The sequence below is a fragment of the Kitasatospora sp. NPDC058190 genome, assembly GCF_042883685.1.
Taxonomy (GTDB): Bacteria; Actinomycetota; Actinomycetes; order Streptomycetales; family Streptomycetaceae; genus Kitasatospora.
The window spans coordinates 24283-33034 of record NZ_JBHVVI010000103.1; the positions used below are offsets into that span (position 1 = coordinate 24283).

At 68.8% G+C, this 8752-nt stretch carries 6 protein-coding genes and 5 pseudogenes; 7 read left to right on the forward strand and 4 right to left on the reverse strand.

Annotated features, from left to right (window positions below):
- Positions 1-32 precede the first annotated feature (32 nt).
- A pseudogene (locus ACFVWU_RS34535) lies at positions 33-170 on the reverse strand (hypothetical protein); the annotation flags it as partial.
- Here ACFVWU_RS34535 and ACFVWU_RS34540 point away from each other — a divergent pair.
- From ACFVWU_RS34540 to ACFVWU_RS34550, 3 genes and pseudogenes are all read left to right on the forward strand, one after another.
- Positions 171-608 (forward strand): annotated as a pseudogene (locus ACFVWU_RS34540) (transposase); the annotation flags it as partial.
- A gap of 61 nt (positions 609-669) precedes the next feature.
- Positions 670-1766: pseudogene (locus ACFVWU_RS34545) on the forward strand (integrase core domain-containing protein).
- 1192 nt (positions 1767-2958) lie between these two features.
- Positions 2959-4086, forward strand: a complete 1128-nt coding sequence (locus ACFVWU_RS34550; protein ID WP_387628192.1) for a tyrosine-type recombinase/integrase — start codon at positions 2959-2961, stop codon at positions 4084-4086.
- A gap of 441 nt (positions 4087-4527) precedes the next feature.
- Here ACFVWU_RS34550 and ACFVWU_RS34555 read toward each other — a convergent pair whose 3' ends face one another.
- The gene (locus tag ACFVWU_RS34555) at positions 4528-5046 is read right to left on the reverse strand and encodes a winged helix-turn-helix transcriptional regulator (RefSeq protein ID WP_387628194.1); all 519 of its coding nucleotides are present in this window, start codon (positions 5044-5046) and stop codon (positions 4528-4530) included.
- A 99-nt stretch (positions 5047-5145) separates the two neighbouring features.
- Here ACFVWU_RS34555 and ACFVWU_RS34560 point away from each other — a divergent pair, with 99 nt between their 5' ends.
- Both ACFVWU_RS34560 and ACFVWU_RS34565 read left to right on the forward strand, forming a co-directional pair.
- Positions 5146-5919, forward strand: coding sequence for an SDR family oxidoreductase (locus ACFVWU_RS34560; RefSeq protein ID WP_387628196.1), 774 nt, complete (start codon positions 5146-5148; stop codon positions 5917-5919).
- Positions 5920-5944: 25 nt separating this feature from the next.
- On the forward strand, positions 5945-6304 hold the full coding sequence (locus tag ACFVWU_RS34565; RefSeq protein WP_387628198.1) for a nuclear transport factor 2 family protein: 360 nt from the start codon (positions 5945-5947) through the stop codon (positions 6302-6304).
- A gap of 352 nt (positions 6305-6656) precedes the next feature.
- Here ACFVWU_RS34565 and ACFVWU_RS34570 read toward each other — a convergent pair.
- Positions 6657-7002: pseudogene (locus ACFVWU_RS34570) on the reverse strand (M4 family metallopeptidase); the annotation flags it as partial.
- A 34-nt stretch (positions 7003-7036) separates the two neighbouring features.
- Here ACFVWU_RS34570 and ACFVWU_RS34575 point away from each other — a divergent pair.
- Positions 7037-7450: an MFS transporter gene (locus ACFVWU_RS34575; RefSeq protein ID WP_387628201.1), complete on the forward strand. Its 414-nt coding sequence runs from the start codon at positions 7037-7039 to the stop codon at positions 7448-7450.
- Between the two features lie 55 nt (positions 7451-7505).
- On the opposite strand, the gene ACFVWU_RS34580 is transcribed toward ACFVWU_RS34575, so the two are convergent.
- Positions 7506-7811 (reverse strand): GNAT family N-acetyltransferase, encoded by a 306-nt coding sequence (locus ACFVWU_RS34580; RefSeq protein ID WP_387628204.1) that lies wholly within the window; start codon positions 7809-7811, stop codon positions 7506-7508.
- A gap of 278 nt (positions 7812-8089) precedes the next feature.
- Here ACFVWU_RS34580 and ACFVWU_RS34585 point away from each other — a divergent pair.
- A pseudogene (locus ACFVWU_RS34585) lies at positions 8090-8752 on the forward strand (FAD-dependent oxidoreductase); the annotation flags it as partial.

An 8752-nucleotide genomic window follows, 5' to 3' on the forward strand; every position in this document is an offset into this window, starting at 1 on the left:
TCGCTGAACTGTCACGCTTCCGAGGGGACTGGGGCCAGGGAGTCGTAGAGCCCGCCGTGGCCCCGCCGGTGCTCGCCCACCAGTGAGAGTTCCGCCAGCGACCGGACCGGCCCGTCGGCGCACAGCACCGCGTCGGCCAGCTCGAACAGAGCGTCCGCTCGCCGGGTCAAGCAGTCGTAGACGGTCGCATCGACGCCGACGGGCTACGACGGGCCATGGCGGCCGTGCCGCTGCCCCGCGCGGTGGACGGCCGGCTCGTACTGGCCGTCGACATCACCTGCTGGCTGCGACCCGACGCCCACACCTCGCCGGAACGGATCCTGTGCCACACCTACGGACGAGGCAAGGACCAGCACATCCCCGTCCCGGGCTGGCCCTACTCGGTCATCACCGCACTCGAGCCCGGCCGCAGCTCCTGGACCGCGCCGCTGGACGCGCTGCGGCTGGCGCCGGGAGACGACGCGGCCCAGGTCACCGCACGACAGCTGCGCGACCTGGTCCACCGGCTGGTATCGGCCGGGCAGTGGCAGGCCGGTGACCCGGATGTGCTCGTCGTCGCGGACGCCGGCTACGACGCTGCCCCTGCCGAAAACCTCATCCAGGGCTTGTGACCTGCGCGTTCTCATGAATGGCCACGGGTGTCGGATGATCCTGTCAGGCTGATGGATCGTGCTGCTGAGACTGGCATACCTGGGCGTGACCAACGCGTTCGCGGTGCTGCGTTTGCTGCCGGCGAGCGACCGCGACAAGGACGTGGAGATCCTGGTCCTGCGCCATCAGATCGCGGTGCTGGAACGGCAGCTGGGCGGGCAGCGGGTCCGGTTCGAAACGGGCGACCGGGCATTCCTGGCGGCCCTGCTCAGCGGCCTGCCACGCGACGTGCTGCACCGGATGCGGCTGCTGGTGCGGCCGACACCGTACTGCGGTGGCACCGCGACCTGGTCGCCCGCCGGCACGCCGCCCGGTCCCGGCCCAAGCGCGGAGGCCGGCCCCGCACCGTGCGCTCCGTCCGCGCGCTGGTCCTGCGCCTGGCCCGCGAGAACCCGACCTGGGGCTACCGGCGCCTGCACGGGGAACTTCTCGTCCTGGGCGTGAAGGTCGCCGCGTCCACGGTGTGGGAGATCCTCAAGGAGGCCGGCATCCCGCCGTCGCCCGAGCGAACCTCCAGCACCTGGGCGGACTTTCTGCGCTCCCAGGCCGACGCACTCCTCGCATGCGACTTCTTCGAAACCGTCACTCTGTCCGGGGCCCGCTCGTACGTGGTCACGGTGATCGAGCACGCCAACCGCCGGATCCGGATCCTGGGCGCAACGGCGCATCCAACCGCAGCCTGGGTGACCCAGGTCGCGAAGAGTCTCGTCGTGGATCTCGACGACGCCGGCTGCCGCGCCCGCTACCTGATCAGGGACCGCGACGGGAAGTTCCCGCAACTGTTCGACGAGGTGCTCAAGGACGCGGGCATCGAGGTGGTACTCAGCGGCGTCAGAATGCCGAGAATGAACTCGATCACGGAGCGATGGGTGCAGACCTGCAGGCGAGAACTGCTGGACCGGACACTGATCCGGAACCAGCGCCATCTCCTGCACGCCCTGCGCGAGTTCGAGACGTTCTATAACGAGCATCGGCCCCACCAGGGCATCGCCAACGCCCGCCCACTCCACCCACTCCCCCAAGCGATCACCGATCCAGGGCAAATCACCCGCCTCAACATACGACGGCGCGACCGCCTTGGCGGCCTCCTCCACGAGTACCAACATGCGGCCTGATCAGGGCGGATGAGGTTTTCGGCAAGGACAGGGTCTGTCGGCGCGCACTTGATCGACGGAATGAAGTGTCAAGTGCAAACGTCTTAGCCAGAATCGGCGATCACAATGGGCAACCATCAATCCCATTTTGGCGATAGACAGATCGGACATACAGGAAGGATGAGCGCATACGGTCACCAGCGCACAACGCCGAGCAGCATCAGGCCCCGGCGCAGGACCGTGAAACCGTGAGACGGATGTGAGAGGCGGGCCCCGGAGAACGCCGAAGGCCGCTTCCTCACGAAGGAGAAAACGGCCTCTGACCTGCGACAATGGAGTTGAACTCCAGTCGGGACGACAGGATTTGAACCTGCGACCCCTTGACCCCCAGTCAGGAATGGCTTTTCTTTTCCTGCCTGAAATGCGTTCGCCCGCACGTCGTGCGCGTGCAAACCAGCGCACTGCGTGCGCCTCGTGCAGCAGCGTGCACGACGTGTGGTCCCCAGCTGGTCCCCAGGTCAGGGGCTTGACGGAGGGTCCGGGTGGTGTTCATGTCTCCAGGGTAGCGCCACTACGGCCGTGGATCCAGCGATTCCCACGGATCGCCCAGAAAGTCACCGGAAAGGGAGTCCAGCACCGCCGAGCGAAATCAATCCGACCTGGCCGAAGGCCAGCCAGAGAATAGCCATCGTAAATCCCGGCATCCCCGATGCTCTGCGGGCTCACGGGAATTCTCTGTGCTCGCCGTGGCGCATTCTGAAGACCGGCCCGAGGCTCGCCGCCACCGCACCGCGTGTGCTCCGGGTTGCACAAGCCCAACAACCCGCGGCCAGCAGGCAGGCCCCTGCTTCCGGTCGGCAGCCGCCCCCTCGGATGATGAACTCGCGAAGCCCGACGCGCGCAATCAAGCTGCCCTACCCGCCATCGACGCAGCGTGATCACCCTCACGGCGTGTCGTCAGCGCGTGTCCTGGCCAGTCGATCTTGCCGTGCTCCACGCCCCGCCCCGCACGCTCTGCCGCCACACCCACCACTCCCACAACTCTGGACACACCATCACCACTTGGTTCGAGGAGGACCCCATGGCGCAGCGTCCCAAGCGTGGAAGGGTGTACCGCAGGTGTGGGTGCAAGGACGGGAGCAGTGGGAAGCAGTTGGGTTCGTGGTGTCTGCGGCTGGCCGCTGATACCGCGCATGGCCGGTGGACGTACGCGGTGGATCTGGCGCCGGAGGACGGCAAGCCCCGGACTCGGCGGCGGGGAGGGTTCGCGAGCCGGGCGGAGGCGGCCCGCGAGATGGCGCGGGTGTTGGATGCCGAGTACCGGGGCGTGTACGAGGACCGCACGCTGCGCGTCGGGCTGTTCCTGTACGAGTGGCTGGAGTCGAAGCGGCCGGCGCTGGCCCCGAACACCTGGGCGGGCTACCGCGCCTGCATCGAGCGTGACCTGGTCCCCGCGTTCGGCGGCATGCTGCTCGTCGACCTGCGGCCCAAGCACATTGACGCCTGGGTGAGCGCGCAGCTCGCCGCCGGCCGCGGGCGCACCACCGTTCACCACGCGGTGGCCATGCTGCGAGGCGCCCTGAACCACGCAGTGCGCACGTGGCGACTGCGCTACAACCCGGCCAAGCACTCCGTACCCGCCAAGCCCCGCGCCGCCGAGCGCGTCTGCTGGACCCCCGATGAGGCCGCGGCGTTCCTGCGGCACAACGCCGAGCAATACGCCGACCGGCTCACCGACCTGTTCGAGGTCATGCTCGGCACCGGCATGCGCCGCAGCGAGATCCTCGCCCTGCACTGGTCCGACGTCCACCTCATGGATCACAAGCTCTACGTCCGCTGGACCCTGACAGCCGTGAACAACGGGAAGATCCACCTCAGCGAGCCCAAGACCGAAGCCAGCCGCGCCTGGATCAGCCTCTCCCCCAGAGTCATGGCCGCCCTCCACCACCAGGCCTCCCTCCAGATGACCGCCCATCCCCATGGTCGGCTGGAGGGCCTGGTCTTCGCCCGCCCGGACGGCACGCCCCTGCGCCCGCAATGGGTGCTGAACCAGCTGCGCAAGCGGGCCGCCGAGATCGGGCTGCCCAAGATCGGCCTTCACGACCTCAGACACACCGCCGCCACCATCGTGATTGCCGCCGGCATCCCCCTCGCCGTCGTCTCCAAGACCCTGCGCCACTCCAACCTCGCCATCACCGTCGACCTCTACGGCCACCTCCTCAAGGACTCCGCCGACGACGCTGTCAAGGCTCTCTCCGCCGCGCTTGACCGTGCGGACGCGGAGCAGCGTACGAAGCACACCGGTTCCGAAAGCAGCGAGACTTTCCCCCTCGCGGCGTAGCTGGCCGCAGGTTGAGACATACCCGCGGTGCCCCAATTGTCGACGACGCTCGAGCAGGGTAAGCGCGGTGCCCATCATCGTGCGTGCGTTGCCTGCAGGTTGTGCTGCTGGAACGGCTCCGCGTCGATCGACAACTCGAAGCGGCCATGGCCAGGGCCCTGACCCCCTCCACCTTGCTGAGGTCTTCGGGCTTCACGAGAAGACGGCCATGCGCTAAGCGGAGTCCGCACGAGCTCTGCTGGAGCAGGCTGCCGAGACCGACCCCTGATGGGGATTCTTGGCAACGACTGGTGTTGCCCTCGCCTCACTTGATCCAGTTCTCAACGACCGGGGAGGGTTTGGCAGGCATCACGCCAGCGACAAGCCGGTGCCGCGAGGCTGATCACAGGTGCAGCCCGTGCTCGCGGCCCTGCTCAAGGCCGTACGAGAATCTTTCGGGCTTTACGCCTCTTCCGCGGGAATGGCCGGCCGTGCCGCGTAGCGGGTGCGCATCGCGTCGCTGGCTGCGGGGCCCGCGGTGAAGACGTAGGTGGCGCTGTCGTCGAGTCGGCGGCCGGTTTTGGCGTCGACGACCACGGGCTCGACTTCCTCGCCGCTGTGCGCGTCGACGAGGATCATGCTGCGCTCCGTCGGCATGAGACGGGAGTTGCCCCATGCGGCCAGGGCGACGATCACCGGGCGCAGGGAGCGCCCGAGTTCGGTCAGGACGTACTCGTGCCGGACGGGGCTGGTCTGGTAGGGCCGGCGCTCCAGCAGACCGTCCGCGACCAGGGTCTTCAGCCGGGTGGTGAGCATGCTGGAGGAGATGCCCAGGCTCTCCTGGAACTGGTCGAAGCGGGTGTAGCCGTCGAAGGCGTCGTGGAGGATCAGCAGTGTCCACCACTCGCCGACGTGTTCCACCGTCGTGGACAGTGGGCACTCCCGGTCCTCCAGCCTGATCCGGCTTGCCAAGGCGACCATCCCCTCAGTTACTGCTAAAGTCGAAGTTAGTAGCTTCTATTTTAGCAGTAGGGACGGGGGTGGCGCCTTGAATACCCGCACCCGGGAACGGAGCACACCGTGACCACATCCATCGGCGAATCCCTCGAAGGCCGACGCGCTCTGGTCACCGGCGGCACCAAGGGCACCGGAGCCGCGATCGCCCGGCGGCTCGCCGAGGCCGGTGCGACCGTGCTGGTCACCGCCCGCAGCCGCCCCGACAACGTCGAGGAGAAGACGTTCATCACCGCCGACCTGTCCACCGCCCAGGGCGCCGCCCACGTCGCCTCCGAGGTGGACGCCCGCATGGGAGGCGTCAACACCCTCGGCGGCTCCGAGGCACCGGCAGGAGGATTCGCAGCGCTCGGCGAGGACGACTGGGCAAGGGAGCTGAACACGAACCTGCTGGCCGCCGTCCGCCTGGACCGCGCACTCCTCCCACACATGATCGCCACAGGCAAGGGCGCGGTCGTGCACGTCACCTCGATCCAGCGCCGCATGCCGCTGTGGAACGGCACCCTGGCCTACGCCGCCGCCAAGGCCGCCCTGACCACCTACAGCAAGGGCCTGGCCAACCAGGTCGCCCCGCACGGCGTCCGCGTCAACACCGTCTCGCCCGGCTTCATCCAGACCTCGGCCGCCGACAACCTCGTCACCCGGATCGCCGACGACGCCGGCATCAGCCAGGAAGCGGCGCTGGGCCGGCTCATGGACTCCCTGGGAGGCATCCCGCTCGGCCGTCCCAACCGGCCCGAGGAGGTCGCCGAACTCGTCGCCTTCCTCGTCTCCGACCGCGCCTCGGCCATCGTCGGCGCCGAACACGTCATCGACGGCGGCACCACCCCCACCGTCTGAGCCCGCCACCACCATCAGGAGCGTCATGCACGACAACCAGCCCCGGACCATCACACCGGACGACCTGCCCGAGGTGATCACCCGCTACCTCACAGCGCACCGCGTCCACGACACCGCCACCGCGGTCACGACGTTCACCGACGACGCCACAGTGATCGACGACGGCAACACCTACCAGGGCAGCGCCGCGATTGAGCGGTGGCTGGACCGATCCGCCACCGAATTCACCTACACCATCCACCTCACGAACGCTCAGGAGACCGACACGGCTCACTACATCGCCACACACCACCTCGAAGGCAACTTCCCCGGCGGCACCATCGATCTACGCTATCGGTTCACGCTGCGCGACGACCTCATCGAACACCTCGCCATCGAACCCTGAGTCCGCTCCCACACCACCTGTTCCCGCCCACGAGAGAGACCCCACCCACCCCAGACCGCCCCGTCCCAGCCCTCGTGCCCACCCTGCCACCCGACCAAGAGCCAGCCCTCAAGTTCGGCATCCACCCGCAGCTCAGCACTTGCACGCCTGAGGAATCAAGGCGAGCAACTCCGGTGCCATCCTCAGGACAGGGTGAGGAGATTCAAAGATCTCCATCACCCTGCGAGCTGACCCCGAACCCACGGGGCCATCGCCCCGAATCAGGGCACCGCACCCTCGGGTTCGCGCTGAAGAACCTTCAGTTTCCACGAACTCGTGGGGGTCCAGAGGCTTGAGTAGTCGAGATGCAGGAGGCGTCAGCGGCAAGCTCGCCCCCGGTCAAAGCGGCGTACCAGATCTTTCCGGCCCGCTCCCATGCGCGGCCGCCGAGGCTGGTGGCCAGCAGGTAAAAGGCGTGGTTGGGGATGCCGGAGTTGATGCGCACGCCGCCGTTGTCTTGGCTGGTCCTGACATAGCCGTCCATGCTGGCCGGCTGGGGGTCCTTGCCGAGCTGGGGGTCGGCGTAGGCCGTACCCGGGTCCTTGAGGGAGCGCAGCGCCTGGCCGTTGACTGGGGCCGAACAGCCCGGCGCCGATGAGCCAGTCCGCCTGGTCCGCGGTCCGGCCAAGCGCGTACTGCTTGATGAGCGAACCGAAGACATGCCTCCATCGCCGGTAACCGAGCGCGCTGCTCGTGCTGGGCGTGGTCTCCCTGCGCTGGCTGCCGCTGCTGGACGGTCGGGTCGATCCGTCGCTGTCGGACACCTGGCCCGAACCGCAGCTGATCGTCGAGCCTGCCCCGCAGGACGGCCCGGTCCTGGTCACCGTCACCTACCGGGTCGTCGGCGCGGACGCCTCGGCCTTCGTCCACGCGATGGGTGCTGTCGAGGCCTCCCGGCGCCGGACCGGCGCCATCAGCTGGGGGCTGTACCGGAACGCAGCCGAGCCGGACCGGTTCATCGAGGTCTTCACGGTGGTCTCGTGGGCGGAGCACTGTGCTCAGCACCACGTGCGCTACACCGGGATCGACCGCGAATTCGAGCGCAAGGCCCGGAAGTTCGTGCCGAGCGAGCCGGTCGTGACGCACGCCGTGCCGGCCCGGGAATGAGCCGGGTCCGGGTCGGCGTGCGCCCGCCGGAGCCGCCACGCCGGTGTGCGGTGGCTCAGAGGCCGAACCGGGCACGGTGGGAGGCGGGGACCAGGTCGGCGTACTCGGGGTGCTTGGCGATCCAGCCGCGGATGAAGGGGCAATAGGGCAGCACGCCGAGCCCCTGCTCGCGCGCCGCGTCCAGCGCGGCACGCGCCAGCCGGCTGCCCAGTCCCCGACCCTCGAAGCGCGGGTCGATCTCGGTGTGGATGAAGGCGATCTCGTCGCCCGAGCGGTGGTACTCGGCAAAGCCGGCGAGTTCTCCGCCGTCGTGGATCTCGAACCGGGACTTGTCCGTGTTGTCGGTGACACGCTGGTCCATCGTTCCTCCTACAGGGTGTGGTCGACCGCCTGGGCAATGCGCGGCACCGGAGCACGGTGCCTGAGCGCGGCGCCGTAGGAAGCATAGTTGAATTCTCAACATCTGTCCCGACCACCACGGCACGCCCGTGCCCCTGGGGACAGCACCGGGCACCCACGGAGCAAACCGCCCCGGCCGGACTGCCTAACGTCGGTCACGGCCCATCAGATGATGAAAGAGACGGCTGACGGATGAGCGGAACCGATGAGTTCGACGTCGTGGTGCTGGGTGCCGGTAACGCGGTGCTGCGGCGCCGGGACGACTTCGCCTCGCAGTGGCGGGACGACGGCCAGGTGGCCTGGCTGGACTCCGCCGGGATCGTGCTGGTCCGCGGGCACGGCCGGCTGGACGGCGAGCGACGGGTGGCGGTGGACCTCCCCGGCGCGACCCCACGCGTCCTGACCGCACGTCATGCCGTGGCCGTCTGCACCGGCACCGGCGCAGCCCTGCCCGACCTGCCCGGGCATCGAGCGGACGGGCGTGTGGACCAGTCGCGAGGCGACCAGCGCGGCCGAGGCCCCCGACCGGCTGGCCGTCATCGGCGGCGGCGCGGTCGCCGTGGAGATGGCCACGGCTGGAGCCCTTCGCCGGCCACCTGGTGGCCGAGGCACTCCGGGAGTCCGGGGTCGATCTGCGGTTCGGGGTGTCGGTGGCCGGCCTGGCCCGGGACGGCGAGGTCGTCCTGGACCTCGGAGAGCACGGCGAACTGCGGGTCGACGAGGTGCTGTTCGCCACCGGACGGCGGCCCGCGACCGGCGATCTGGGCCTGGAGACGGTCGGGCTGGAGCCCGGCGGATGGATCGAGGCGGACGACACCGGGCTGGCCCTGGGCGTGGACGGCGGCTGGCTCTACGCGGCCGGAGACGTCAACCGCCGCGCGCTGCTGACCCATCAGGGCAAGT

Bases quoted from the DNA above. Each gene is read 5' to 3' on its own strand.
- ACFVWU_RS34555 (WP_387628194.1), bottom strand. From the start codon at position 5,046: ATGGTCGCCTTGGCAAGCCGGATCAGGCTGGAGGACCGGGAGTGCCCA.
- ACFVWU_RS34565 (WP_387628198.1), top strand. From the start codon at position 5,945: ATGCACGACAACCAGCCCCGGACCATCACACCGGACGACCTGCCCGAG.
- ACFVWU_RS34580 (WP_387628204.1), bottom strand. From the start codon at position 7,811: ATGGACCAGCGTGTCACCGACAACACGGACAAGTCCCGGTTCGAGATC.